The 26,611-nt window shown below is 65.4% G+C and carries 24 protein-coding genes; 7 read left to right on the top strand and 17 right to left on the bottom strand.

Annotation, left to right across the window (positions count from 1 at the left end):
- The coding region (locus BMY12_RS18860; protein ID WP_143069012.1) for an IS630 family transposase at nt 1-613 on the top strand (613 nt) is incomplete at its 5' end.
- A gap of 12 nt (nt 614-625) precedes the next feature.
- Here BMY12_RS18860 and BMY12_RS18855 read toward each other — a convergent pair.
- From BMY12_RS18855 to BMY12_RS18800, 12 genes are all read right to left on the bottom strand, one after another.
- Nucleotides 626-2,131, bottom strand: coding sequence for an aldehyde dehydrogenase family protein (locus BMY12_RS18855; RefSeq protein WP_093289463.1), 1,506 nt, complete (start codon nt 2,129-2,131; stop codon nt 626-628).
- A 13-nt stretch (nt 2,132-2,144) separates the two neighbouring features.
- The gene (locus tag BMY12_RS18850; protein WP_093289462.1) at nt 2,145-3,512 is read right to left on the bottom strand and encodes a DUF1329 domain-containing protein; all 1,368 of its coding nucleotides are present in this window, start codon (nt 3,510-3,512) and stop codon (nt 2,145-2,147) included.
- Nucleotides 3,513-3,627: 115 nt separating this feature from the next.
- A complete protein-coding gene (locus BMY12_RS18845; protein ID WP_093289472.1) occupies nt 3,628-3,792 on the bottom strand; it encodes a rubredoxin in 165 nt (54 codons plus the stop codon).
- A gap of 157 nt (nt 3,793-3,949) precedes the next feature.
- Nucleotides 3,950-5,347 (bottom strand): amidohydrolase family protein, encoded by a 1,398-nt coding sequence (locus tag BMY12_RS18840; protein WP_093289460.1) that lies wholly within the window; start codon nt 5,345-5,347, stop codon nt 3,950-3,952.
- Nucleotides 5,341-6,723 (bottom strand): CoA transferase, encoded by a 1,383-nt coding sequence (locus BMY12_RS18835; protein WP_143069011.1) that lies wholly within the window; start codon nt 6,721-6,723, stop codon nt 5,341-5,343. Before BMY12_RS18835 ends, BMY12_RS18840 begins: the two co-directional genes overlap by 7 nt.
- Nucleotides 6,699-7,154, bottom strand: a complete 456-nt coding sequence (locus BMY12_RS18830; RefSeq protein ID WP_093289471.1) for an SRPBCC domain-containing protein — start codon at nt 7,152-7,154, stop codon at nt 6,699-6,701. The genes BMY12_RS18835 and BMY12_RS18830 overlap by 25 nt, the downstream gene beginning before the upstream one ends.
- A gap of 48 nt (nt 7,155-7,202) precedes the next feature.
- Complete coding sequence (locus tag BMY12_RS18825; RefSeq protein WP_093289457.1) at nt 7,203-7,511, bottom strand: hypothetical protein; 309 nt, start codon at nt 7,509-7,511, stop codon at nt 7,203-7,205.
- A 124-nt stretch (nt 7,512-7,635) separates the two neighbouring features.
- Complete coding sequence (locus tag BMY12_RS18820) at nt 7,636-8,577, bottom strand: alpha/beta hydrolase (RefSeq protein ID WP_093289456.1); 942 nt, start codon at nt 8,575-8,577, stop codon at nt 7,636-7,638.
- Nucleotides 8,577-9,752 carry a thiolase C-terminal domain-containing protein gene (locus tag BMY12_RS18815; protein WP_093289454.1) on the bottom strand — a complete coding sequence of 392 codons (1,176 nt, stop codon included), beginning with the start codon at nt 9,750-9,752 and terminating at the stop codon, nt 8,577-8,579. The genes BMY12_RS18820 and BMY12_RS18815 overlap by 1 nt, the downstream gene beginning before the upstream one ends.
- A gap of 16 nt (nt 9,753-9,768) precedes the next feature.
- Nucleotides 9,769-10,188: a Zn-ribbon domain-containing OB-fold protein gene (locus BMY12_RS18810; RefSeq protein WP_093289453.1), complete on the bottom strand. Its 420-nt coding sequence runs from the start codon at nt 10,186-10,188 to the stop codon at nt 9,769-9,771.
- A 93-nt stretch (nt 10,189-10,281) separates the two neighbouring features.
- The gene (locus tag BMY12_RS18805) at nt 10,282-11,013 is read right to left on the bottom strand and encodes a DUF2461 domain-containing protein (protein WP_093289451.1); all 732 of its coding nucleotides are present in this window, start codon (nt 11,011-11,013) and stop codon (nt 10,282-10,284) included.
- A 483-nt stretch (nt 11,014-11,496) separates the two neighbouring features.
- Nucleotides 11,497-12,522 carry an AraC family transcriptional regulator gene (locus tag BMY12_RS18800; RefSeq protein ID WP_093289450.1) on the bottom strand — a complete coding sequence of 342 codons (1,026 nt, stop codon included), beginning with the start codon at nt 12,520-12,522 and terminating at the stop codon, nt 11,497-11,499.
- Between the two features lie 136 nt (nt 12,523-12,658).
- On the opposite strand from BMY12_RS18800, the gene BMY12_RS20840 reads away from it, so the two are divergent.
- Both BMY12_RS20840 and BMY12_RS18790 read left to right on the top strand, forming a co-directional pair.
- Nucleotides 12,659-14,059, top strand: coding sequence for a fatty acid desaturase (locus tag BMY12_RS20840; protein WP_093289448.1), 1,401 nt, complete (start codon nt 12,659-12,661; stop codon nt 14,057-14,059).
- Nucleotides 14,060-14,218: 159 nt separating this feature from the next.
- Nucleotides 14,219-15,703 carry a flavin-containing monooxygenase gene (locus tag BMY12_RS18790; RefSeq protein WP_093289447.1) on the top strand — a complete coding sequence of 495 codons (1,485 nt, stop codon included), beginning with the start codon at nt 14,219-14,221 and terminating at the stop codon, nt 15,701-15,703.
- 219 nt (nt 15,704-15,922) lie between these two features.
- On the opposite strand, the gene BMY12_RS18785 is transcribed toward BMY12_RS18790, so the two are convergent.
- On the bottom strand, nt 15,923-17,749 hold the full coding sequence (locus tag BMY12_RS18785) for an acyl-CoA dehydrogenase (RefSeq protein WP_093289445.1): 1,827 nt from the start codon (nt 17,747-17,749) through the stop codon (nt 15,923-15,925).
- Nucleotides 17,750-17,945: 196 nt separating this feature from the next.
- Between BMY12_RS18785 and BMY12_RS18780 the strand changes: the two genes are divergently transcribed.
- The gene (locus tag BMY12_RS18780) at nt 17,946-18,800 is read left to right on the top strand and encodes a class I SAM-dependent methyltransferase (protein WP_093289444.1); all 855 of its coding nucleotides are present in this window, start codon (nt 17,946-17,948) and stop codon (nt 18,798-18,800) included.
- A gap of 146 nt (nt 18,801-18,946) precedes the next feature.
- Here BMY12_RS18780 and BMY12_RS18775 read toward each other — a convergent pair whose 3' ends face one another.
- Nucleotides 18,947-19,576: an FABP family protein gene (locus tag BMY12_RS18775; RefSeq protein ID WP_093289442.1), complete on the bottom strand. Its 630-nt coding sequence runs from the start codon at nt 19,574-19,576 to the stop codon at nt 18,947-18,949.
- 147 nt (nt 19,577-19,723) lie between these two features.
- Between BMY12_RS18775 and BMY12_RS18770 the strand changes: the two genes are divergently transcribed.
- The 3 genes from BMY12_RS18770 (at nt 19,724) to BMY12_RS18765 (ending at nt 22,518) form a co-directional block, all read left to right on the top strand.
- Nucleotides 19,724-21,853, top strand: coding sequence for a PQQ-dependent dehydrogenase, methanol/ethanol family (locus tag BMY12_RS18770; RefSeq protein WP_093289441.1), 2,130 nt, complete (start codon nt 19,724-19,726; stop codon nt 21,851-21,853).
- A 257-nt stretch (nt 21,854-22,110) separates the two neighbouring features.
- Nucleotides 22,111-22,269 (top strand): hypothetical protein, encoded by a 159-nt coding sequence (locus BMY12_RS20415; protein WP_177189080.1) that lies wholly within the window; start codon nt 22,111-22,113, stop codon nt 22,267-22,269.
- A gap of 15 nt (nt 22,270-22,284) precedes the next feature.
- Nucleotides 22,285-22,518 (top strand): hypothetical protein, encoded by a 234-nt coding sequence (locus BMY12_RS18765; protein ID WP_093289439.1) that lies wholly within the window; start codon nt 22,285-22,287, stop codon nt 22,516-22,518.
- A 256-nt stretch (nt 22,519-22,774) separates the two neighbouring features.
- On the opposite strand, the gene BMY12_RS18760 is transcribed toward BMY12_RS18765, so the two are convergent.
- The 3 genes from BMY12_RS18760 to BMY12_RS18750 are packed head-to-tail and all read right to left on the bottom strand — an operon-like array spanning nt 22,775 to nt 26,609.
- Entirely contained in the window at nt 22,775-24,406 is a 1,632-nt protein-coding gene (locus BMY12_RS18760; protein WP_093289438.1) for a type I restriction-modification system subunit M, read from the bottom strand.
- An 11-nt stretch (nt 24,407-24,417) separates the two neighbouring features.
- Complete coding sequence (locus BMY12_RS18755; RefSeq protein WP_093289436.1) at nt 24,418-25,425, bottom strand: virulence RhuM family protein; 1,008 nt, start codon at nt 25,423-25,425, stop codon at nt 24,418-24,420.
- Nucleotides 25,425-26,609: an AAA family ATPase gene (locus BMY12_RS18750; protein ID WP_093289435.1), complete on the bottom strand. Its 1,185-nt coding sequence runs from the start codon at nt 26,607-26,609 to the stop codon at nt 25,425-25,427. The genes BMY12_RS18755 and BMY12_RS18750 overlap by 1 nt, the downstream gene beginning before the upstream one ends.
- Between the last annotated feature and the right edge of the window lie 2 nt (nt 26,610-26,611).

The following is a 26,611-nucleotide window of genomic DNA, read 5'->3' as shown; positions in this document are numbered from 1 at the left end:
AGTCTTAAAAAAAACCCTGCACGCCAGCGAGCAAGAGCGCGCCGACGTGCAGAAGGCACGACGTGATTGGCAGGCCCAGCAAACTTCGCTGGATCCAGAAAAGCTGGTTTTCCTTGATGAGACTTGGGCGAGCACGAATATGGCGCGACGCTACGGTCGCGCCCCCAGAGGGCAGCGCTGCGTCGCATCGGTGCCACACGGGCACTGGAAAACCACGACGTTCATTACCGGCCTGCGCCATGACAGCGTCACGGCGCCGCTGGTCATCGATGGCCCTATGGATGGCGCGACATTCCTCGAATATGTGCGGGAATTCCTGTGCCCGACGCTACGATCCGGTGACATCGTTATCGCCGATAACCTGGGCAGCCACAAAGTCGCGGGGGTGAAGGAAGCGATCACAGCGCGGGGCGCAACCATCGTCTATCTGCCGCCGTACTCCCCTGACCTCAATCCCATCGAGAAACTCTTCGCCAAGCTCAAGGCCTTGCTGCGCAAGGCCGCCTTGCGTACGGTCGACGCCCTCTGGGATCACATCGGCGAGCTACTCGACGCCTTCACGCCACAGGAATGCAGCAACTACTTCGCCTCATCAGGGTACGTAAACAGATAACTCGAAAATGCTCTAGAAGCGCTGGCCTTTCAGCCGCGCCGTACCGCGGATCAGGCCATCGAAGGCCTTCACCAGCCAGGCCGGCAGCTTCACGGGCTTGGCCAGCATCTGCGCGATCATGCCTTTGTACTTGTCGGAGTACGGCGGGAACATCAGGTTCGGATCGCCCACCGGCGGACCCTCTTCCACCACCGCACGGGCATTGCTGCATTCCAGGAAGGTGTAGCGCCCGCCGATGCGACCCTGGCCGCTGGCATTCACGCCACCGAAGGGCAGATGCGGGTTGGTGCCGGACTGGATCAGATTGTGGTTGACCACGGTGCTGCCGGAACTGGTGCGCGCCAGATACCAGTCGATGGCCTCGCGCTCCTTGGCAAAGATGTACGAACCCAGGGGCTTGGGGCGACGGCGGATGGTGGCGATGGCGTCCTCGCGCCGCGTGAACGGCAGCACGCAGATGATGGGCCCGAAAATCTCCTCCTGCATGATGCGCATGTCCTCGCTCACGCCGGTGAGGATGGTGGGCGAGATGTAGAGATCATCGCCATCGGTCTCGCCGCCCAGCGCCAGCTGCGCGCCCTTGGCCAGGGCATCGTCGAGCAGGCTCTTGATGCGTTCGAAGTGCCGACGGTTGACGATGCGCGGCAGATCGCCGCTGTTCTGGAAGCCGCGACCATCGGCGTTGTACATCGCGGTCATCGATTTGCGCAGCTCGGCGACGAATGGCGAGAGCACGGCCTCATGCACCAGCGCATAGTCCGGCGCCAGACAGACCTGCCCGGCATTGGCCACGCGCCCCCAGGCCAGCTTGCGTCCGGCTTCGGCAGGATCGGCGCTGGCATCGACAATCACCGGATTCTTGCCGCCCATCTCCAGCGTGACGGTGGCGAAATGCTCGGCCGCTGCACGCAGCACGATGCGGCCCACGGCATGGCCGCCGATGTAGAAGATGTGATTGAAGGGCAAGGCCAGCAGCTGCGTCGCGGCATCGGCCGCGCCCTGCACCACCGCAAACTCGTCCTCCTCGAACACGCGCGCGACGATGTCGGCCAGCACCTGCGCCGAATGCGGCGCGAGTTCCGAGGGCTTGAGCAGGAAGGGACAGCCCGCCGCAATCGCACCGAAAGCCACCACGAAACCTTCGGCAATCGGCGCGTTCCAGGTGGACAGATGCAGCACCACGCCCTTGGGCTCGTAGCGCACATAGCTCTTCTTGCCCAGGCTCATCAGCGACACGGGAATCGCCTGCGTCGCCATCCACTCGTGCAGATGCTGCGCGATGAACTCCGCCTCGCTCTTGATCATCAAGAGCTGCATATCGACATCGGTGGCCGACAAGCGCAGCTCCCGATGTCCGGCTTCGAGAATCGCCGGCCGTGCGTCGAGTATCGCCTGCAGCAGCTTGCCCAGCTTGGCCGCGCGCGTGGCGGCCGTGGTCAGCGCCAGCTCGCGCGACTTCTCCAGCATGCGCGCGTACAGGCCCGCGTAGGCGTTCTGCTCCCTGAGCACGGCGTTCATGACGCGAGGGCCTTCAGTGGCCGCCGCGCGCTGCGGCTTCGGGGCTGAACATTGCCGGTGTCAGCGGCGTGTTGATGCGCCACCAATCCTCGCCACGTTCGTTGGTGAGATAGCCGGCCTCGTAAGCCTTGGAAGTGAGGTCGTGATACACCGAGGCGCCACGGTGATAGGCCTTGGACTCCTGCGAGTAGAAGTAGTTGACGAAGGCCACGCGCCAGAGCTGACCACGGCCGTCGTAGTTGTCGGCCCACAGCGCCAGCCAGCTGTCCTCATCGGCGTAGAGACGACGTTTGCCGTAGATGTGGCGGAAGCCGTCCTTGAGCGTGCCCTCGACGATCCACACGCGATGCAGCTCGTAGCGCACGTAGTCGGGATTGATGGTGTTGGGCTTGATCAGATCCTTGTACTTCACCGAAGGATCGTTGGCCTTGAAGTTGTTGTACGGCACATAGATTTCCTTCTTGCCGACCAGCTTCCAGGTGTAGCGCTCGGGCGAGCCGTTGAACACGTAGTCATCATCCACCGTGCGCAGACCGGCCGGCGGCACCGGGTAGTCGCAGCAGACTTCCGGCGCCTGACGCACGCGGCGGATGCCGGGGCTGTACTGCCAGGACATGGTGGCGTCGTTCTTGAAGTCATTGGGCTGATAGCCCACGGCGGTGAAGCCCTTGTCGCGCTCCGGCAGCAGATAGCTGGTGTAGAAGTAGGAGTTGATCTTGTCCTGATAGCTGGCGCGCTTGGCCGGGTCCGGATTGTTGCCCAGGTTCAGGGTCATGAACTTGTTGCGGCCCCAGGCGATGCTGCCGTTGGCATAGACATCGGCGATATCGCAGACCGCTTTTTCCGACCAGGCGCGATGCGGATTGATGATGTTCCAGATCGCCTCCAGGCCGCTCTGCGGAAACGGAAACGGAATCGCGCCGGTGGTGCCGCTGATGCCATAGCCGTCATGAACCAGCTCCGCGCTCACCGCGTTCTTCTTCACGGTGTCGCAGACCCAGTCGGCATTGCGGAAATCGCGATGGCTGGGATACACGTCCATGCGATACGACTGCGGATACTGCTTGAACAGCGCCTTCTGGCCTTCGGTGAGCTTGTCCTCGTACTGCGCCATGTTCTGCGCGGTGATCGAGAACGAAGGCTTTTCATCCTTGTAGGGGCCGGGATCGAAACCATAAGGCTTGGACAGGCCCGGCCAGGTGCCCTGGTACTTGCCGGTGTACTCGGCCACGCCCGAGGCGCTGCCGGCGCGCTCGGCGCCCATGCAAGTGAGCTTGGGGCCATTGAGCTCGGCGGCCTTGTCGGCGCCGACCTTGGCCTGCGCCGGCAAGGCCGCCAGCGCGGCGAGCGCGGCTGCGGCAAGCGCTGCATTCAGCTTCATGTGTTCTCCTCGGCGGTGGTGAACCGCGATACGCAGTTTGTTCGATGCCTGTTCCCGCATCGTGCCAGCGATCTTAAAAGCTCTCTGTGCGCATGCCTCGTCCGAACCGAGTACATCAGCCCGGGTAGGGTTCGAAGGAATCCTTGGGCGAGCCGCATTCGGGACAGACCCAGTCATCCGGCAGATCGGCGAAGCGCGTGCCCGGCGCAATGCCGTGATCGGGCATGCCCTTGGCCTCGTCATAAATGAAACCGCAGATCGCGCAAATCCACTGCTGCATGGGGAAGCCCTCCTGCATTCGGGAAGCTGGAGTGTCCAGGTCTTGTACCTCCGGCGGCTTCCCCCGGTCGGACGAGAAGCAGATGCCGCCCGCTCCATCATGCCCGCGCCGGCGGGCTGCCCGCTGGCGCGGGCACGACTGGAAAACCCAAGAAGCTTCAGTCCGCCCGATGAATCAGCCGCCCCTCGCGCCAGCAGGCGCGCACGCGGGCGCGATCCAGTGCGCCGCGCAGGCTGCGCCAGTCCTGTTGCAGCAGGCATAAATCCGCAGGCGCATCCGGCGCCGGCAGCAGCGGACCGCGCTGCGGCTGCGTCAGCGGCGCCGTGAACAGGGACAGCGCTTCTTCCGGGCTCAGCGCCTCGGCTTCGCCCAGCAGCACCCCGCCGGCGCTGCGCCGCGTCACAGCCGCCTGCATCGCCGCCCAGGGATCGAGGGCGCCGAAGGGTGCATCGCTGCCGGCCGCCAGGGGCACGCCGGCGGTGATGAAGCCGCGCAGGCGATACAACCAGGGCTGATCCTGCGCCTCCACCTCGCGCGCATAGGCATCGCCGCGTTCGGCGATGAACTGCGGCTGCGTGATCACCCGCAGCTTCAGGCGCGCGATCCAGTCCATCAGTTCCGGCGGCGTCACCGCCGCATGCTCGATGCGATCACCCGGCTGCGCGCCGGCTTCTTCCAGGGCCGCCAGCGCAAAGCTCAGATCGGTGCGCGTCACGCAATGAAAGGCGGCGGCGCGTCCCGCCGCATGCGCGGCGCGGATCTGCGCACAGAGCACGTCGAAGCCGGGCAAGTCGTGCTCGTGCAGGTGAAACTTGTGCGCACCCACCACCAGGCCCGGCAGCGCGCGCTGCGCATCCAGGCTGGCATCCCCCATCAGCATCAGCTTCTGCAGCAGTTCGCCGCGCGCCTGGGCGTCTGCGAAGTGCGCAAAATCATCCGGGCTGTTGTGCGGCGTGGCATCGCAGAGCGCCACCACGCCGCGCGACGCAAGCTCGCGGCTCAGCGCGTGCAGGGGCGGGCGCTGACGCGGCACGCGCGCGCGCAGCCACAGATCGGCATCGTAGAAGCGCCCGCTGAGCCGGCCCTGCACGCGCTCGCCGGGATGATCGCGGTCCGCATCACGCAGCCCGATCTCGCGCAGCGCGCAGCGATTGAGTATCCACAGGCGGCCGCTGCGATGCTGTACGCGCAGCGGCCGATCCGGCACGCAGTCCTGCAGAAAATCGGCATCCAGCTCGCCGGCCACCGACTCGTGATAACCGATGCCACGCAGCCAGCCCTCGCCCTCGCGCGCGGCCTCGCGCAGACGCGTGGCCAGCTGCCCGGCATTCATCACCTGCGGTGGCCCACAGACGATCGCGGCACGCGCGGCAGCGGCCGATTGCAGATGCAGATGATGATCGCGCAGGCCCGCCACCATCAGGCCGCCTTGCGCATCGAGCACCTCCTCAGCGGGCTGCGGCGGCAGCTGCGCGGCCAGCGCCACGAGCCGCGCGCCTTCGATGCGCAGATCCACGCGCCGCGCATCCACCAGGCTCGCATTGCGGATCAGCACGGGACCGCCCAGTCGCGCAGCAGGCTCTGCGTGTCCGCGCCCAGCGCCGCGGCAAGCGCAGGGGCGCGGCGCGGCACCGGCGTGGCCGGCGTGCCGGCGGCCGCCATCCAGCGCACGTAACGCTCGCGCCAGGCGGCAGCCTCCGGCAGCCGCGCAGACTCGACGATATGCCGCAGCACGCCACACAGCGAGACCTCGATCAAGCGTCCGCCGCCGCTGGCATGACTGGCCCAGGCCGCGAGCGCCGCGTGCAGGCCGGCGAGCGGATCGGCAATCGCATCACCGATGAACATGCGCTGCCCGCAGGCCTGCGCCTGGATTGCCGACAAGCCTGCGCCCACCCCCACGTCATCGCCGTAACCGATGCGCAGTTCCTGCTCGGCGCTGCGCCCGTAGGCGCTGATCGCGATCCAGCTCAGGCGCGGCTGCTCGGCCAGCAGTTCTTCGGCGACGATGCCCAGCTGCCGCAGCGCGCGCGGCCGCGAGCCTTCGATGACGATGTCGGCGTGCGCGATCAGCGCCCGCAGCTGGGCACGGCCTTCGCGGCTGGCGAAGTCCAGCGCCACGCTGCGCTTGCCGGCATTGAGCAGATCATAGAAATCGCGATTGCCGCGCCGCGCGCCATCCGGGCGCTGCCAGCTTTCCAGCTTCACCACCTCGGCGCCGGCGAGCTGCAAGAGATGTCCGCACAAGGGCCCCGCCCACAGCGAGGCCAGCTCCAGCACGCGCGGCGGGCGGCGCGGCGCGTTCACGCCATGCAGCGGCGCGCCGTGCAGGACACGCAGCCAGGGCACGGCTTGCGACGCTGCATCCACATCGGCGGCACAGGCCAGGCCCAGCAGCTGCGCGCGTTCCAGCAGCTCATCGCGCGCCTGCAGAACCAGCCTCGCCTGCAGCGCCGACCAGTCGCCCACATCCACCGCCTGGCCATCCTGCAGCCAGGCCGGCAGCAGCTCCCAGTCTTCTTCACGCGGCAGGCTCAGGGCGATGCCGCCCTCGCGAGTGTCCAGCAGGTGGCAGGCGCCGCCGGCGCTGATGGCGCCGCCGCGTGTGAGCTGCATGAGCGCGGCACGTTCACTCAGGAGCTGTGCGCCGGAGAAACCGCGCAGGGCCGCCGCGCCGCTGAGCTGTGCGAGCGCCGCCAGCGCGGCATCGGCGCAGGACGGCAAAGGCAGGGGACAGAGCTGCGGCGCACCCTCGGGCTCGCCACAGAGCGGCATCAGGCCGGACTGCGCCCAGGCGATGGCGGGATGGCGTTGCAGGCCCGGCGGCGCGGCGGCGCTGTGCAAGGGCCCGGCCTGCAGCTGCGCCAGCAAATGCTGCGCATAGCGCGTGGCGAAATCCGCCTCCGCTAGCGGGCTTGCTGCTGTTGCCACAGCGCTTCAGCGCGCTGGCTCAAGGCCTGCGTCATGCCGGCGAAGCCCTCTTGCAGCTGGCGGCGGAACAGCGCCAGCACCAGGGGCTTGAGCCAGCCCTGCAGATGGAAATAGGAGCGATAGCGCGTGCGCTGCGCGTCCAGCACCTGCAGCTCATGAAAGCGCAGCGAGGACAGCGCGCCCAGGGGCACGGGCTTCATCTGGTAGGCGAAGCCGCGCCCCGCCTCGTAGCGCAGCATCCATTCGCGCTGCGTCTGCGGGCGGCGCATGAGCTTCACCTTCATGTCGATGGGCGCGCCGGGCCTGAGGCTGGAGCGGCATTCGATGCAGAAGGGATTCCACTCGCCGTAGCGCGGCAGATCGCTGAGCACCTGCCAGACCAGCTCGGCCGGGGCGGCGATATCGATGCGTTGTTCGATGATGAATTTCATGCGTGCCTGCCCTGCCTTGGCGGTCATGCCCGCGTCAGGCACGGGCAGTCAGTCCGAAGACGGCAGCTGCTTGGCCTGCTTCACCTGCAGCGCCTCGCCGTTGAGCGCCAGGCTGCCGGCGCCGCCCTTGGTGCAGAGCACTTCCAGGGATTCATCGGCGTTCACATAGCGCTTGCCGATCATCGTGCCGCCGGCAAATTCCGGAGCCGGGGTGCCGCCGCCCGTGGCGGTGGGCGCAATCATTTCCACGCCGCCGCAGCTGAGCACATGCTCACCGGCCGGCGCCTTCACCAGCATCACCTGCGTGTCGCAGACCGCGCTCTTGAACCGCGAGCCCGCCTTCAGAACCGCCGCCATACCGTCTCTCCCAAAAAGCTTGATGTGTTGCAAAGCGTGCATGGTCCGACACCACCGCCGCCCCGGCAATCCCCCGTATGGCGCGGGCGCATGACCTGGGCGGCAAGCCCGCACCCCGGCGCGGCTAAAGCCCCCGGCCCCAGTGCGCGATCTGCGCCATCAGGCGCAGGCGCGAGGCAAACAGGAAATGCGCATGACCCGCGCCGGCGGCGATATGCAGGGCAATTTCCGGGCAGGCCGTGAAGGCCGCGGCAATGGCGCGCGGCTCACCGGCCATATCCTGCTCGCCCAGGCCCAGAAACAAGGGCACGCGCAGCTGCGCGGCCTCGGCACTGACATTGCCCGGCAGCATCGACAGCGTGGCCGGCTGCGCCAGCAGCGGCGCGCCGGCCCGCTTGAGCGCCGCCACCGCACGCGGATCGGCGCTGCGTCCGCCAAAGATGCCGCGCGACTCACGCGTGCTCTGCGGCTGCGAATAGGGCTCGGCGAACAGCTGGCGCGTCAGCGCCGGCAGCTGCGCGCGCAGCGCTTCCAGCGACTGGTTGCGCCACTGCGCCGGCACGTATTCGGGCAGCCCGCGCGTGGAAAAGCCCAGCAGCACCACGCCGGCATGCGGCGCATGCTCAGCCTGCTGCAGCAGGGTCATCATCGCGCCCATGGAATGGCCGACGCCGATGCTGGGCAGCTTCAGCGCCGGCAGGCCCGGCAGCTCGCCGGCCTGCAGCCGCGCCTGCAGGGCTTCATAAGCGCGCTGACTGGCCTGGGTGAGAAACGCCGGCGTGCAGCGCCAGCCGTCCTCGGGCCGGCTGCTGTCGCCCACGCCCAGGTAATCGACGCTGGCCACCACATAGCCCTGCGCGCTGAGCGTGCGCGCGAAGCTGAAGCTGGCGTCGCCATCCTCGGGCAGCAGGTCGTAGTAGTGGCGGTTCATGTGTCCGCCGGGCAGACACCAGAGCAGCGCCCGGGGCGCTGCGCCAGCGGGCGGCAGAAAGACATCCACGGCCAGACGCAGCGGCGCCTCGCCGGGCGCGGCAAGACCGGTATCGAAGCTCAGCTGCAGCGGCATCAGTCTGCCGCGAGCACCGCGCCGGCCATGCCCGAGGACAGCAGCACGTGCTCCACCTTGCGGCGCTTGACCTGGTTGTGCGAGGTGCCGCGTATCTGCCGCACGCCCTCGATCATGCTGTTCATGCCGTGGATGTAGGCCTCGCCGGAAAGACCGCCATTGGTATTGGTGGGCAGCGCGCCGTCCAGGCTCATGCCGCCGGACTTCACGAAGTCCTTGGCCTCGCCCGGCTTGCAGAAGCCGAAGGCTTCCAGCTGCAGCAGCACATGCGGCGAGAAGGCGTCGTAGATCATCGCCGCCTGCATGTCGGCGGGCGAAAGACCCGTCTGCGCCCACAAGCGTTTGGCCACGCCGCGCGCTTCCGGCATCACGGTGAGATCGGCGTGGTAGTAGTTGGAGATCACTTCCACGTTGTAAGGAATGCTCTGCGCGGCACCGACCAGGCGCACGGGCTTCTGCTTGAGATCGCGGGCACGCGCCAGGCTGGTGACCAGAATCGCCACGCCGCCATCGGATTCCTGACAGCAGTCCAGCAGGCGCAGCCAGGGCTCCTGGATCCACTTGGAGTTCTGATGGTCTTCCAGCGTGATCGGCTTGCCGTAGAACCAGGCGTGCGGATTGTTCGCCGCATAGGCGCGCTGCTGCACGCTGATGTAGCCGAGGTCGCGGTTCGTCACGCCGTACTGGTGCATGTACGCCGCCGCCTGCAGCGCACCCCAGCTGGCCGGCGTCATCGCGCCGTAGGGCACGCACCAGAGCAGCGAGCCGGTGCCATTGCCGGACTGGTACTGCATCTGTTGCTGCTGCGGGTTCTGGCCGAAGCGGTACTGGCTGCGCTCGTTCATCGCGCGCCAGATCAGCACGTTGTTGCACAGGCCGGCGTTGACCATGGCCATCGCCTGGTACAGCGTGGCCGCCGCCGCCGCGCCGCCGCCGGGAATGCGCGTGGTATAGGCCAGATCCTTCACGCCCAGGCAGCGCGCGAGATTGACCTCGTCGCTGTTGTCGATGGTGAAGGTGATCATGCCGTCGATGTCATGCGGGCTGACGCCGGCATCATCGCAGGCGGCCTTGGCGCATTCGGCGGCCAGCTGCAGCTCGCTGCGCCCGGAAGCCTTGGAGAATTCGGTGTGGCCGATGCCGGCAATCGCCGCTTCGGTGAACTGACGCGCCATGGTGGTTCTCTTTGTCTTACGCGCTGCGCGGCTTGAACACCGGCACCTTGTGATTGTTCATGGTCGGCGCAAAGGCCACCTGCACCGGCAGGCCCGGCTTCATCTGCTCGTAGGCCACCTCCACCACGTTGGAGACCATGCGGATGCCTTCCTCCAGCTCGATCACCGCCACCACCGGCGACTCCTTGAAACCGAAGGGCATGGGATGCCGCGGAATGGTCCAGCCCACCACCGTGCCGCGCCCGCTCAAGGGCACATGCTCACGCTTGAGACTGAAGCACTGCGGGCACATCGGCCGCGGCGGAAAGGTGTAATGCCCGCAGTCGCCGCAGCGCTCGCCCAGGAATTCCTCGCGGTCGGCGCCGTCCCAGAAGAACTTGGCGTCGAGCGTGACGATGGGGGGAATGCGCGTGGGTTTGGTTTCCGGTTCGCTCATGATCTGGGGCACGGTAAGAGTCTTGCCGGATCATAGCCAGACCGCTGGCCCACGCCTGCTACATATGGGTTAGCCCCGGCCCCGGCGTGATCTTCAGAATTCGAGATCCAGCGCGCCGCACAGCCAGTCCAGCAGCGGCGCCGCCAGGGTGAAGTGGCGCATCAGGGTCTTGAGCACATCCGGCTGGCAGAGCGCCTCATCCGGCAGGGCCGCCGAACAGACGAAGTCCTTGCGCTTGAGGTCCTCGATCAGTTCGTGATTCTTGGCAAAGCCCGCCGGCGGTCGCGACAGGCTGTCGCCGGTCATGACGAAGGTTTTGCGAAAACGGGCATCGCCGGTGATCTTCTTCCAGCTCGCCGGATTGCTGACCATGTAATCACGCACGCGCTTCACGCTCTCCGGCATCGGATGCCAGAGCCCGCCGCCGACAAAGCATTCGCCCGGCTCGATGTGCAGATAAAACACCGGCGCATCCAGCCGCCCGAATGCCGCCGTGCCCGCGCCGCCGCGCGCCTGCTCGCGGGTGGCGCGGTGATAGAAGCTCATGCCCGCGTGCGTCTTGTACGGCGTCTTGTCGCCGGAGAAGCGCGTGTCGCGGTGAATGCGGAACAGCGAGCCGCCCACCGGCTTGGGGTTGGCCACATAGCAGTCGCTGATCTTGCGTAGCGGCTCTGCCAGATCCGTGATCAGCCGCAGGCAGGGCTGCTTCAACTCAGCTTCGTAGCGCGCCTTGTTGGCCTGGAACCAGTCACGCTCGTTATGGCGCTTGAGATCGCGCAGGAACTTGAAGCTGGCGGGGGTGAAGTAGCTGGGGGTTTTGCTCATGAAGAAATTGGCTGTTTGCTGAAGATGCTTGAATGGCATCTTCAAACAAGCGGCTCTTGCACACAACGGCAGAGGCGTCATCCGAAAAAAGGGACATCTGCGGCAGATCGATGCATGTCCCCGCGCTGCCGGGAATGCTCATGCCACCACTCGCGTAGCCCGTAGCCCGGATGCAGCGAAGCGCAATCCGGGGGCACGCTCTGCGAATAGTGCACTTCCGCAGAAATCGGCGGACCGCATGGACGGATGACTCGCCACATCGCCATTTCATCGCCATGTCCGCGCGCAGGGTCGCCGGACGCCGGGGACCGCAATGCCGTCGATCCTGGTTGCGGTTTCCGGCAGCGCGCTCCCGGATTGCGCTGCGCTGCATCCGGGCTACGACGGCTACGACGGCTCAGGGGCGGACGATGGCTGGTCTTGGCTCATGTCGAGGCACGGAAAGATGCGCGGCTGCGCCCAGCCTGGCCGCCAATGGTCGCGTCAGGAGCTTTCGCGATGCGCGCTGGGGCTGCGCCCCGCCTCGCGCCGGAAGGCGCGCGTGAAGTTGGCGGCGTCGCTGTAGCCCAGCTCATAGGCAATCTGCGTCAGGCTCAGTTCGCCGGCCTCGATCAGCGCGCAGGCCTTTTCATGCCGCACGCGCTTGGCCAGCGCGCGGAAGCTCTCGCCCTCGCGCTGCAGATAACGGTCCAGGGTGCGCGGCGACAGGTTCAGGGTCTGCGCCAGCTCGGCCTGCGTGGGCATGCTGCCGCCGGCTTCGCGCAGCATCATCGCCACCCAGTCGGAAATCTTGCCGCCGGCCACGGCCTTACGCACCAGCTCCTTGCAGCGCTCCTCGGCCAGACGCAGGGCGGACGGGTCGGCCATGGCCAGCGGGTAGGCGGTGAAGTCACCACTGAACACCATGCGGATGCCGGGCATCACGTCCCAGCCGAAGTGACAGCGCGCGCCGTCCAGCTCGCTGTAGCGCGCCGCGTGGGCTGGCTCGGCATAAGAGAGATAGATCTCGCAGGGCGGCGCGCGGCCGCCGAGCAGCTCGCGCAGCTCGCAATGCGTGGCGAACACCAGGGCCTCCAGATGAAACTGCAGGCAGAGGTGGCTCATGGGCTGCGTCGGCGAAAAGCTCACCTCGGCGCGCTCGGCACTGGCGCGGTAGCGCATGCGAAACGCCGGCATGATCAGCTTGAAGTAGCGTGCCGCCAGCCGCAGGGCGTAGTCGGCATGCGGGCTGCTGAGCATGCCGTAGCCCACCATGCTGTGCGAACCGAGCTTGAGCGTGCGCCCGACCTCGATGCCGAAGTCGCTGCGGCCGGTGAGGCGGAAGGCTTCGTTGACCAGGATCTCCACCTGCTCGAAGGGCAGGCTGGCGTCGGGACGATCCAGGCGCTCGATGCGGATGCGCGCGGCCGCCAGCAGCTGCGGCACGTTCACCCCCATGCGCAGCAACACCTCGGCGGCGCGCAGGTAGTAGCGCGCAGGCACTTCCACAGGGGCGGCGGTCTTGCTCACCCCGCTAATGTCGAAAAATGACAGGCCCAAGTCAAGAAATGACAGGGTCGCGCAGGCCTTCCCCAAGAAAAATGGCTGCACGCAATGACCGGCGTCATTGCCATATGAACCAGCGGGATTCGGAGGAAGTTTCCAAATGACGACACAAAGTCTCAATGCGGCCGATGTGCAGTGGACCGACGGCAAGCGCTACCTGTGGCTGCTGAGCCCCATGATTCCGGTGCTGGCGCTGGCCGGCTTCGCCCTGTTCCTGGCCACCGGCTGGGGCGTGTTCACCTGGTCGGCCTTCATCCTGCTCTACGGCGTGATTCCGCTGCTGGACTGGCTGGTGGGCGTGGACCAGAACAATCCGCCGGAAGCGGTGGTGCGCGCGCTGGAAGAGGATCGCTATTACCGCAACATCGTGTTCGCCTTCGTGCCCATGCAGTACGTGGTCACCGCGCTGGGCGCCTGGCTCGCGGTGCGCGGCGATCTCGCCATCTGGGAATATGTGGGCGTGCTGTTCACCACCGGCGCGGTCAACGGCGTGGCGATCAACACCGCGCATGAGCTGGGCCACAAGAAGGAAAGCGCGGAGCGCTGGATGGCCAAGCTGACGCTGGCGCCGGTGGCCTATGGCCACTTCTTCATCGAGCACAACAAGGGCCATCACAAGAACGTGGCCACGCCGCATGATCCGGCCAGCTCGAAGATGGGCGAGAGCTTCTGGGTGTTCCTGCCGCGCACCGTGTTCGGCAGCCTGCGCTCGGCCTGGAACATCGAGAAGGAACGCCTGCAGCGCAACGGCAAGAGCGTGTTCAGCTCGGGCAATGAAAACCTGCAGGCCTGGGCGATGACCGTGGTGTTCTTCGCGGCGCTGACGCTGTGGCTGGGCTGGGCCGCGCTGCCCTTCCTGCTGCTGCAGGCCGCTTACGGTGCCTCGCTGCTGGAGACCGTGAACTATCTGGAGCACTACGGCCTGCTGCGTCAGTTCGACGCCCGCACCGGCCGCTACGAGCGCTGCCAGCCGCATCACTCCTGGAACAGCAATCACATCGTCACCAATCTGTTCCTGTATCAGCTGCAGCGCCATTCCGATCATCACGCCAACCCCACGCGCCGCTATCAGGCCCTGCGCCACTTCGAGAACACCCCGCAGCTGCCCTCCGGCTATGCCTCGATGCTGCTGCTGGCCTACTTCCCGCCGCTCTGGTACCGCCTGATGGACCCCAAGGTCGCCGCGCACTTCAAGGGCGATCTGTCCAAGGCCAACATCTACGAACCCAAGCGCGCCAGGCTGATGGCCCGCTGGCATCGCGCCGCCACGGCCAAGACCAAGGCATCGAGTGCAGTGGAAGAAGCGGTGGTCGCGACGCCGGTGCAGGCCACGCGCTTCCAGTGCCCCAACTGCGAGTACATCTACGACGAAGCGCAGGGCTGCCCGCATGAAGGCTTCGCACCCGGCACGCGCTGGGCACTGCTGCCGGCTACCTGGCCCTGCCCGAGCTGCGCAGTACGCGAGAAGCCGGACTTCAAGCCCCTGGCGCCAGACGCCTGAGCCCAACATCTGCAACACCGCCCTCGGCGCGCCACACGCGCCGGGGGCTTTTGCATGAGGTAGTCTCGCCACACGGACAATCCGCCCGGCGCAGCGGCCATGCCCGCAGCGTACGCCGCCGGGCGAAGATGGCCCTTCAAAATTCGGGAGAGCAGAACCATGGAATACGATGTGCTGATCATTGGCGCCGGCCTGTCGGGCATCGGCACCGCCGTGCATCTGGCGCAGCAATGCCCGCAGCTGAAGGTGGCGATTCTGGAACGCCGCCAGAGCGTGGGCGGCACCTGGGATCTGTTCCGCTATCCGGGCATCCGCTCGGACTCCGACATGCTCAGCTTCGGTTTCGAGTTCCGTCCCTGGCTCGGCTATCAGGTGCTGGCCGCCGGCGGCTCGATCCGCGATTACGTGCGCGACACCGCGCGTGAGTACGGCATCGAGCGCAACATCCGTTTCGGCCTGAAGATCACGCGCACGCGCTGGTCCAGCGACACGCAGCGCTGGACGGTGAGCGCGCTGGAAGAGGCCAGCGGCCAGACGCGCGAGTTTTCCTGCCGCTTCCTGATCAGCTGCACCGGTTACTACAACTACGATCAGGGCTATCAGCCGGAGTTCGCGGGTCTTGCGGACTTCAAGGGCCAGTTCATCCATCCGCAGAAATGGCCGGAGAACCTGGACTATCGCGGCAAGCGCGTGGTGGTGATCGGCAGCGGCGCCACCGCCGTGACCCTGGTGCCGGCCATGGCCGAGCAGGCCGCGCAGGTCACCATGCTGCAGCGCTCGCCCACTTACATCTTCTCGATTCCCGCGCAGGACAAGATTTCACAGCTGCTGGGTTATGTGCTGCCGCAGCAGTGGGTGTACCGCTTCGGCCGCTGGCGCAACATCTTCCTGCAGCGTTCGATGTACCGCCTGGCGCGACGCTATCCGAACTTCGTGCGCGGCTTTCTGCTGCGCGGCGTGCGCAAGGCGCTCGGCGGCGAAGAACACATGGCGCACTTCACGCCGCGCTACCAGCCCTGGGACGAACGTCTCTGCGCGGTGCCGGACGGTGATCTGTTCGCAGCAATCCGCGCCGGCAAGGCCGATGTGGTCACCGACCACATCGAGCGCTTCACCGCCAACGGCATCCTGCTGAAATCCGGTCGCGAGCTGCCGGCCGACATCATCATCTCGGCCACCGGCCTGCAGGTGCAGCTGTTCGGCGGCGCCGAGCTGGAAGTCGACGGCAAGCTGATGCAGCCGCAGCAGCTGATGACCTACAAGGCGGTGCTGGTGCAGGACATCCCCAACATGGGCATCCTGTTCGGCTACACCAATGCGCCCTGGACGCTGAAAGCGGACCTGGCCGCGCGTTATCTCTGCCGTCTGCTCAATCACATGCAGCAGCACCAGGTCGCGGTGGCCACGCCGCGCGCACCGGCCGGCGAGATGGTGCCCGACAAGAACATCTTCGATCTGGCTTCCGGCTATGTGCAGCGCGTGGCGCACACCCTGCCGCGACAAGGCCGCGATCTGCCCTGGCGCGTGCTGCACGACTACGAACGTGACAAGCCGATGCTGCTGGAAGAACCCATCGCCGACAGCGCCCTGGAGTTTCAGCCTTCAGTGGCTGCCGCGAAAGCGCTGCTGCGTTCGGCGGCCTGAACGTTCTGGCGCCCGCACAAGAAGAGAATCACGCAGAGGCGCCAAGGCGCAAGAAAGCAAGGCACATTGCTTTTCATGCCCGCGCAAGCGGGCATGACCGCGATTGAAGTTCAGACGCCGAATCGCGCATCAAGGCTTTGCACTTTTTGCGCCTCTGCGTTCTTGGCGCCTTGGCGTGATTCTTAAAAGTTCCTTACGCCGCAAGCCAGCCGCGCGTCCCTACAGATGCGCCTCGTGCACCTGCAGACAGGTGTCGTCGCGCCGGGCCACCGGCTGCAGCCAGGCTTCGATCTTGGGCAGCTCGTAGCGGAAGAAGTAGCGGCAGGCGGCGAGCTTGCCTTCGCGCATCGTCTCATCGGCCTGCGCCAGCGCGCTGAGCGCGACGTCCAGCCAGATCCAGGCCAGCACCAGATGGCCGAAGCCCTGCAGATAAAGCGTGGCATTGGCCAGCGTTTCTTCGGGCCTGCCACCGGCCCAGGCTGACTGCGTGACGCTCAGCAGCTGCTGCAGGGCCGCGCTCAGGTCCGCCGCTTCTTCGCGCAGTTGCCCGCGTCCGCCCGCCTTGCGGATCGTCGCTTCCATCTCGACGCTCAACAGCCGCAGGCCCTGGCCCTTGGCCATGGTCACCTTGCGGCCGAGCAGGTCCAGCCCCTGGATGCCGTGCGTGCCCTCGTGAATCATGTTGAGGCGGTTGTCGCGCCAGTGCTGCTCCACCGGAAAATCGCGCGTATAGCCATACCCGCCGTGCACCTGGATGGCGAGGCTGTTGGCTTCCAGACACCACTGGCTGGGCCAGCTCTTGGCCACCGGCGTAAGCATTTCCAGCAGCAGTCCGACACGCTGCGCTTCTTCGGCATTGCCGCTGTGCTGACGGTCGATCAGCTGCGCGCAGTACAGCAGCAGCGCCAGCGCGCCTTCGCAGTAAGCCTTCTGCGCCAGCAGCATGCGCTTGATGTCGGCGTGCTGGATGATCGGCACCTGCTGCGCGCCGACATCCTTGCCACCGGACTGCAGCGGCCGGCCCTGCCGACGCTGCTGCGCATAGTCGAGCGAGGCCTGATAGCCGGCCATGCCCAGCATCGCCGCGCCCATGCCCACGCCCACACGCGCCTCGTTCATCATGTGGAACATGCATTTGAGGCCCTCGCCCTCGGCGCCGACGCGATAGCCGATGGCGCCCTCGCTGCCGCGTGGCCGATATCGGCCTTCGCCGAAATTGAGCAGGGTGTTGGTGGTGCCGCGATAACCCAGCTTGTGATTGAGGCCCGCCAGCGCCACATCATTGCGCTCGGACGTGCGCACACCCTCCGCCGTCACCAGATACTTGGGCACGATGAACAGCGACAGGCCTTTGACCCCGGCCGGCAGACGCCCCTGGGCATCCGGCACCTTGGCCAGCACCAGATGCACGATGTTCTCGCTCAGCTCGTGCTCGCCTGCGGAGATCCACATCTTGTTGCCGCGCAGGCGGTAACGCGGCCCCAGCGGATCCTGCTCGCCATCCTCGCCATCGGGCTGCGCGCGGGTGGCGACATCGGAGAGACTGGAGCCGGCCTGCGGCTCGCTCAGGCACATGGTGCCGAACCAGCGCCCTTCCAGCTCGGCGCGTGCAAACACGTCCTTCTGCTTGGCCGTGCCATGCGCGAGCAGCAGATTGGCATTGCCGACCGTGAGCATCGGATAGGCAAACATGGCGATGCTGGCCATCGCAAAGAAGCTGTTGCCGGCCAGCTCCGCCACGCGCGGCAGCTGCAGGCCGCCCAGCGCCGCATCCTGGCTCGCGGCCAGCATGCCGGATTCGATATAAGCCCGCACCGCCTGGGCGGTGACCGCCGGCAGCTGCACGCGCTCGCCGTCGAACTGCGGCTCCTCGACATCCACCTGGCGGTTGTGCGGCGCGAACTCGCGCGCGGCGATGCGCTCGCAGTTCTCCAGCACCGCGGTGATGCTGGCGCGGTCCAGATCGGCAAAGCGCGCGCGGTCCGCCAGCTTCTCGACCTGCAGCCAGTCGAACAGCAGGAACTGCAGATTGCTCAGATGGTTCATGGTGCGTCCTGTTTGCGCCTGAAATGACCGCCGACGGCCCTGTGCCCCAGGCAGCGAGGCATCTCGCCGGATCATAGCGCCGCGACGGGTGGAGTTCCGGCGCGCGGACGGTCATCATGCGCCCCGCAGTCCAAGGCCCATCCGCAGTCCGGTCGGCCACCGCCTCAGGCTCACAGGCCGCCTTCACCGCCCGCTCATGCCCAGTCCCCTGCTCACCCTGCCCGTCCACCAAGCCCTGTGCGCGGCACGCGATGCCGGCGAAACGCAGCTCACCTGCTCGCTGGATCTGCAGCGCACGCAGACGCAGCTGCAGCTGGCTCGCGAACACTGGCAGTGGCAGGAACAGCGCTATCCCTACCCCGAGCGCTGCAAGGACCGCACGATCTACTACTGGGACGGACAGGCGTTTGCGCCGCTGTCGCGTTACGGCACGGCGCTGATCAAGCTGGTGCCCACCGAATGGGGCGCGCCCACCTTCGAGATCGACGGCATCAAGATGCTGCCCAGCGCGCAGCTCTCGCCTTACGAGGATGCCCGCAACAAGGTGGCGCTGATCGCGCCGCGCGGCAAACGCATCCTCGACACCTGCGGCGGCCTGGGTTACTTCGCGGCCTGGTGCCTGCAGGAACAAGCGGCCTCGATTCTGTCCTTCGAGAAGAATCCCGATGTGATCTGGCTGCGCACGCACAATCCCTGGTCACCGGATCATGAAGCGGTCTCGCCCCTGCAGCTGCGTCATGCCGATGTGAGCCAGGAGATCAGCGCGCTGCCCGATGCCAGCTTCGACGCCATCCTGCACGACCCGCCGCGCTTCGGCATTGCCGGCGAGCTGTATTCGCAACGTTTCTACGGCGAGCTGGCGCGCGTGCTGGTGGCCGGCGGCCTGCTGTTTCACTACACCGGCACGCCCAACAAGCTCACCAGCGGCCGCGATGTGCCGCGCGAAGTGAGTCAGCGTTTGACGCTGGCGGGCTTTGCCTGCGAAGTGGTAGGCGACGGCGTGCTGGCGCGCAAGGCAGCTCGCGCGGCATCAAGGCGGGCGGGACGATAGCGAGAGCCCCCTCTCCCCAACCCCTCTCCCGCGAGGGGAGAGGGGCTTCAACTTGCGGCCGGATCAAAGCTTTACTGATACCAGCGGAACGTTTCCCCTCTCCCCTTGCGGGAGAGGGGCCGGGGGAGAGGGGTGGCTTTGCCCCCTCAACGCGCCAAAGGATTCGGCGTCGGCTCCGCGAGCTTGCTCAGGGTGTTGCGATCCGTGTGATGAAAAGGCTCGCTCTGGCCACGGATCATCAGCACGGTGTCCTCGTCGTAGGACCAGGTGCCGTCGGCATTGATGCTGACCTTGATGCGGAACTCGGTGGTGCGGAAGGCGTGCTCCAGGAACGGCGCCGAACGGATGCCGAAGCTCACATCTTCGAGCTTGGCCACCACCTCGAAGCTCTTCGCATCGGCCGCCGCCTGGCCATAAGCCATCACCACCTGCCCGCGCGGAATGGCGATGGTGTGGATGATGCCGCCGGTGGCCGGCTCCCAGAGCCAGTAGCCCACCTGATCGTGATAGGTCTTCACCTGCCCGGGCTTGGTGATATGCGTGTGGTAGCGCAGGCCGTAGAGCAGCTGCGGGCCATTGGTCTGCGGATCGATGGGTTGCAGCTCGATGCGCTCCACATAGGCCTGCTTCTTCGGGCCCTCGGCCTTGGGCTTCACGTCCAGGCCGCGCGTGCCTTCCCAGACGCCGGCCATGCCGGCCAGCGGGCCGAGATTGCGCAGGGTGTGGACGTCGACGTCGGAAGGTTCGGTGTAGATATCGCTGGGAAATTGGCTCATGGCTCACCTTGGCGGACTCCGCCGCATGCTAAGGGCAGCCCCCCGCGCCGCTCAAGCGCGCGGCTACTGCATTCGGGCGAAGGGCCGGCGGCAGTAACACCGCACAATGGCCGAGGTAAAAAAGACCAGTTCCCGGGGGAGAAAGCGATGCCCAGTATTCTGCGGCGGTTTTTTGCGGTGGCACTGCTCGGCGCTGCGCTCAGCGCACAGGCCGCCAGCGAGATCGACAACGCGGCGCTGGCCAACGAAGCGGACAGCGCGAACTGGGCCGCTTACGGCCGCAGCTTCAGCGAGCAGCGCTTCAGCACCCTGGACCAGATCAATCGCGACACGGTCAAACGCCTGGGCCTGGCCTGGTCGCTGGACCTGCCGGATGTCTGGAACGTGTCGTCCACGCCGCTGGCGGTGGACGGCGTGCTGTATCTGGCCGTGGGCTTTTCCGTGATCAAGGCCGTGGACGCGGTCAGCGGCAAGCTGCTGTGGAGCTACGACCCCAAGGTGGACGGCCAGAAGATGCGCATGGCCTGGGGCATCCGCGGCCTGGCCTTCTGGAAGAACAAGGTCTACGCCGGCGTGCAGGACGGCCGTCTGTTCGCGCTCGACGCCAAGACCGGCCAGCTGGTCTGGGAAACGCTCACCACCACGCCCGGCGACAACCGCTACATCACCGGCGCGCCGCGCGTGTTCAACGGCCATGTGCTGATCGGCCACGGCGGCGCCGACTTCGGCCATGTGCGCGGCTATGTCACCGCCTATGACGCCGACACCGGCCGGCAGCTCTGGCGCTGGTTCGCGGTGCCGGGCAATCCCGCCGACGGCTTTGAAGATCCCTCGCAGGAACTGGCGGCGAAGACCTGGACCGGGCAGTGGTGGAAGTTCGGCGGCGGCGGCTCGGCCTGGAACGCGCTCACCTACGATCCGGAGTTCAACCGCGTCTACATCGGCACCGGCAATGGCGGCCCCTGGAACCGCAAGCTGCGCAGCCCGGGCGGCGGTGACAATCTGTTCCTGTGTTCCGTGGTGGCCCTGGACGCCGACACCGGAAAATATCTCTGGCACTACCAGACCACGCCCGGCGAGACCTGGGACTTCAACTCCACCATGGACATGGTGCTGGCCACGGTGCAGATCGAAGGCAAGCCGCGCAAGGTGCTGATGCACGCTCCGAAGAACGGTTTCTTCTACGTGATCGACCGCGAGACCGGCAAGCTGATTTCCGCAGAGAAGATTGGCAAGGTGACCTGGGCCGAGCGTATCGACATGCAGACCGGCCGGCCGGTGGAAGTGCGCGGCGCGCGCTATGAAAACGGCGAGTCGCTGATCTGGCCGGGCTCGGGCGGCACGCACAACTGGCAGCCCATGGCCTACAGCCCCGACAGCGGCCTGGTCTACATCCCGGCGCGCGAGCTGCCCGGTTACTACGATGATCGCGGCTACACGCCCGAGAACTACGACATGGACCGCGACGGTCCCATGGGCGTGCACGGCTTCTTCGACGACATTCCCAAGAACGCCGGCAGCAGCTCGCTGCTGGCCTGGGACCCGGTGCATCAGAAAAAGGCCTGGGAGAAGCCGCTGCCCGGCGCCACGCCCGGCGGCGTGATGGCCACGCATGGCGGCCTGGTGTTCCAGGGCCAGAGCGACGGCCAGCTCATCGCACACGACGCACAAAGCGGCGAAACCCTGTGGCGCTTCGACATGGGCGTGGGCACGCAGGCACCGCCCATCACCTATTCGGTGAACGGCAAGCAATACGTCTCCGTGCTCGCCGGCTGGTCCGGCGGCCTGATGGTGCTGGGCTCGCTCAGCGCCCAGCACGGCTGGGTGGGCCGCGAACACCCGCGCCGCCTGCTCACCTTCGCACTCGACGGTGATGCCAGGCTGCCGCCGTCCGCCGCACCCTCGATTCCGCAGCCGCTGCACGATGCCGGCTTCAAGGTAGACAGCGCGCTCGCAAGCCAGGGCCGCACGCTCTATCAGAAGTGCACGATCTGCCACGGCGTGGCCGCTGTCTCCGGCGGCTACGCGCCGGACCTGCGCGCTTCCGCGATTCCGCTCAACACCGCCGCCTTCACCACCATCGTGCGCGACGGCGCCCTGCAGTCACGCGGCATGCCGCCGTTTGCCGAGCTGAGCGACGCCGACGTTCAGGCCCTGCAGCACTACATCCGCCAGCAGGCCGACGACAAGCCCAGCGCCTGGGAACAGGTGAAGAGCGCGCTGAGCTTCATCTGGCTGATGATCAAGATGCAGCTGCTGAAATGGGGGCTGATGTAGCCGTCTTCTGCACTCAGGCATTCGACTTCGAGCGACAAGGCGCGTAAGCTCGCGCGCCCCTTGCAGCTGCGCTTGCACGCAGCCGCCGCGCACCACGGCACGGATGCCTGGCTTTAGCGGCTTATCGCTTTTCCCCCGAGCAGCGGGCGGAGTCAGCCGGACTTGGCGCTGTTGCGCGCCCGACCCGCTTCCGCCCACACCGGCCACCACCGCAGTTGATGGCACCGCAAACGCCATCCCAGACGGAGCGCATGTCCATGGCCACGCCCAATTACCGTTTCGAGAAGCGCCAGAAAGAACTGGCGAAGAAAAAGAAAAAGGAAGAGAAGGAGCTGCGCAAGACCGCAGCCAAGGCGAGCGATACCGAAGCCGCCCCTGGCCAGACGCCGGAATCCGACGCTGCGCCCTCCACCTGAAGCAGGAGTATCCCGATGGCCAAAGCCCATTATCTGATCAAAGTGATTCATTCCGGCCGCGAGAAAGACTACTTCGACTTCTGGCGCCGCAAGCTGGCGAAGAACGCCGCCGGCGAGCCGCTCAGCGCCGAGCTGGTGGGCTTCGACGTCAGCCAGCTGGCCAACAACGCCGAAGAAGCCGTCACCGCCGTGCGCCGCAAGCATCCGAACCTGCAGATCGACACGCAGAGCACGCAGTTGCAGGAGTGAGGGGGCGCGGCTGGGGTTGGCGGGCTGCGGCGCCTAGCTGGGGCTCAGCCCCGTACCACTTTCAAACCTTGTGGCGTTGCGAGCCTTGGTTTGGGGATTACCGAAGTCTGCCTTGAGGACGACGTCTGGTCCGGATGTTTGTCAGCCGGAGCCAGATCCGCCGGCCTTCTCGGCGGACTCGCCCGCCCGATTCGAACGGCGCAGCCGGCTCCCGCGCGGATCAAACATCAAAGATTTCGCGGCCGTGGAATCACGCTCATTCCTGCTCTTTGCCGCCTGGTAGAGCAGGGAGGTTCAATTCCCGTAGAAACGCATTGTGCTTCTGCGTGGCGGCGCGAATCTTCTTTTCGATCTCCACCAGATGCTGATGCGTGGCATGAAGATCGATCTCCTTCTCCGCCACGGCGGTGCTGATGTAGCGGGAGATGTTGAGGTTGTAGCCTTCCTCGGCAATGCGCGCCATGGACACACGCTTGGCGTAGCGTGGCTCCTCGCGGCGGTACTGGTAGGTGCTGACAATCTTCTCGATGTGCGCGTCACTGAGGGTGTTCTGGCGCTTGCCCTTGTCGAAGTGCTCGGCGGCGTTGATGAACAGCACATCGTCCGGCTTCTTGCACTTCTTCAGCACCAGGATGCAGACCGGAATGCCGGTGGAATAAAACAGGTTGGCCGGCAGGCCGATGACGGTATCGATATGCCCATCCGTGAGCAGCTTGGTGCGGATGCGCTCCTCGGCGCCGCCGCGAAACAGCACGCCATGCGGCAGGATAATGGCCATCACACCCTGGTCTTTCAGGTAATGAAAGCCATGGAGCAGAAACGCGAAGTCGGCAGCGGACTTCGGCGCGAGGCCGTGGTTCTTGAAGCGCACGTCTTCGCCCATGGCCTCCTTCGGCTCCCAGCGATAGCTGAAGGGCGGATTGGCGACCACGGCATCGAACTTGGGCATCTTCGCCGGGTTGGTTTCCCGAAGATAATCCCAGTCATTGAGCAGAGTGTCGCCGTGGTAGATCTCGAACTCGGTGTCCTTCACCCCGTGCAGCAGCATGTTCATGCGCGCGAGGTTGTAGGTGGTGATGTTCTTTTCCTGACCGACGATCCGGCCGATCGTGCCCTGGTTCTTCCGAACCATCTTGCGCACATTCAGCAGCAGCGAGCCGGAGCCGCAGGCAAAGTCGAACACGCTGCCCAGGTGCTTCACTGTGCCAGTTTCCGGCGCCTGGCTATCCAGCGTGACGATGGCGGAGAGAATGTCGGAGATGCGCTGCGGGGTGTAGAACTCGCCGGCCTTCTTGCCGGAGCCGGCCGCAAACTCGCCGATCAGGTATTCGTAGGCATCGCCCAGCACATCCACTTCCGTGGAAAACTCGGCCAGCCCACGGGCAATCTCCTTGATGATCTCGCACAACCGCTTGTTCTTGTCGGCATGGCTGCGGCCCAACTTCTCCGAACCCAGATTGATCTCGGAAAACAGGCCGTTGAAGGTGCTCTGGAACGACTCGTTCTCGATGTACTTGAAACCTTCGCGCAGGGTTTCCAGCAAGTCATCGCTCTGCCGCCTGGCCTGCGCGACGATGCTGGCCCAGAGATGCTCGGGCTTGATCACGTAATGCACCTTGCGGCGCATCTGCTTTTCAAATTCGACAGCGTCTGATGAGTTGGCGGCGTACCAAACGGCCAGCGGCACGCGGGTATCGTCTGCGGACAGTTTGGGGTAATCCGGCCCCAGTTCCTTCTTCGCCGCCGCCTCGTAGTTGTCGGAGAGATAGCGCAAAAAGAGAAACGCCAGCATGTAATCGCGGAAGTCGTCCGCGTTCATCGCACCGCGCAGTTGGTCGGCGATGTTCCAGAGCGTCTTGCCGAGTTGTTTTTGGTCTTTGTCGTTCATGAAGAGGGCAATCAGGATTTCTTGGGGCGACGCTTGATCGTGGCTTCGAGCTGCTTCAACTCGGCCTCGTCCGCCGCGTCGTCTGCGAGGGCTTCCTGCTGCTTGCGCCGCGCATCGAAGCCCTCGTAGCGCGCCTCGGTGGCGACTTGCATCTGTTCGTGGCTCACGCTGCCCTTGCCCGCGAGCAAGGGAAAGCCGTTGGAGGTGATGATCTGATCGACATTCTCCTTCCAGAACGCCATGCGCGTCTCCTTGCGGTTCTTGGCGCGCAACTCGGCGGTTTCCAGAAAGATCACCACGAGCCGGTTCAGGGTGTCGATTTCATCTTCCGTCAGATAATTCTTGGCGACGAGGATGTCCGCCTTGCGCACCTTGCTGCCCTTCCAGCTGAGTAGACCAAAGTTGGCATCATCCGGATTGGCGCGCGCCATCACCAGCTCGGCAGCCGTCTGGCGGGTCACCGCATAGATCAGCAGATTCTGCACCGTGGCAAAGAACTGCTGGGTGGCGCGGTCGGTCTTGTCGTAGTCGACGCACAGCGCGAACAGATCGCGCACTTTCTGGTAGAAGCGCTTCTCAGAGGCACGGATGTCGCGAATGCGCGCCAGCATCTCGTCGAAGTAGTCCGGGCGGCCGTCCGGGTTCTTCAGCCGCTCGTCGTCCATCGCGAAGCCCTTGAGCAGGTACTCCTTGAGGATGGTGGACGCCCAGCGACGGAACTGCACGCCACGCGGCGAGCGTACGCGGTAGCCGACCGCCAGAATGGCGTCCAGGTTGTACAGCGTGACGGGCCGGCGGATCTCGCGCTCGCCTTCGACCTGAACTGTCAAGGATTCCTTGACAGTTGCCGCAGGGTCTAATTCCCCGTCTTCAAAGATATTTTTCAGGTGAAGGGAGATGTTCTGCTTGCTGGCGTCAAACAGCTCCGCCATTTCGAGCTGCGTCAGCCAGACAGTCTGCTGATCAGCCCGCAGCTTAATCTGGCTTTTGCCGTCTTCGGTGGTGTAGAGGATCAGCATCAGGACGTTCCGCTGTTAGGCGCGCTGGGAAACAGCTCCGGGTTGAACGGATAGCGCGCGATGAACCCGTGGAGAATCTTGCGGAAGTAACGCTTGTTCTCCTCCAGCATCTCCTGCGGCTCATATAGCGAGTAGTTGCCGTGGCTCATGATATTGACGAGGCGGGTGTGAAGCACTGCGTCACTATCGTCATCGTCCTGCCGGATGCAGGCGGAGAAGCCCTTGTGCCCGTGAAAGCTCGCGGTCTTCTCCATCACGCTGCGCAGCATGTTGAAGTGGTGCGTGAACAGGCGTCCCGACTGGTCCGCCCGATAAAGCTCCGCCAGCGCTGCCACGTGGTGGAAATAAGGTGTATCTCCAGTTTCGCGCAACTCGTAGCCGCCCGGCGCGGTCCGGCTCAGGAAATACTTGCTCGCGTTCCTGAACTCGTTCCACAAGACGTTGAAGAACAGTGGGTGGTGGGTGGAGATAACCGTCTTGAGTCGATTGCCCTGGCGCTTGAGCATCTGCGCGAGATGATTAGCGACGGTAATCGCATTGTGCTCATCGAGCGACGAAATCGGATCGTCGATGTAAACGTACTTCACCCAGCGGTACGGACCGCTGCCGTCGTCGTCCATGGCGAGCTGCACGATGGCGAGGAAGAAGCACCAGATGAAAATATTCTCTTCGCCGCGAGAAACCTTGATGTCATACAGCGTCGTTGTGGTCGCCGCCGCGCCCTCGCCCGTCGTGATATCGCGCGAAAAGCTCACCTCCCATACTTCGGTATCGATCCGGAAATCAAAATCCGCATAGCGACTCAGCAGTGGTCGGATGCGGTTATCCATCTCCAGATCGTCGAGGCCAGCAAAGAAGGTGGAATCCCGGTTGAGCTTCAGTACCCGCTCACGATCATCCACGAGATCATTGTCCCAGGAGAACAGGTCTTCTGTGAAGGCATTGAAGTAAAGCGTATCGCCCCGCCAGACGTTGACCTCGATACTTTGCCCATCTTCCGTCTCGATGGGCTCGTCAGTCTCAGTTGTTAACCGCTCAGTTTCGAGGCGCTTTCCTAAGTCCTTGAAGGCCGTGGAGAGGCGCGTCTTGCCGGTGCCGTTGTAGGCGTATAGCAGGATGCACTTCTTGTTCTGTAACTCCTGACGGAGGTGCGTGGCCAGTTCGGTGAGGTCGGCGAACGGCATGG

Origin of the sequence: Solimonas aquatica (assembly GCF_900111015.1) — a bacterium.
GTDB lineage: Bacteria > Pseudomonadota > Gammaproteobacteria > Nevskiales > Nevskiaceae > Solimonas > Solimonas aquatica.
This window is presented reverse-complemented; position numbering and strand designations above follow the sequence as displayed.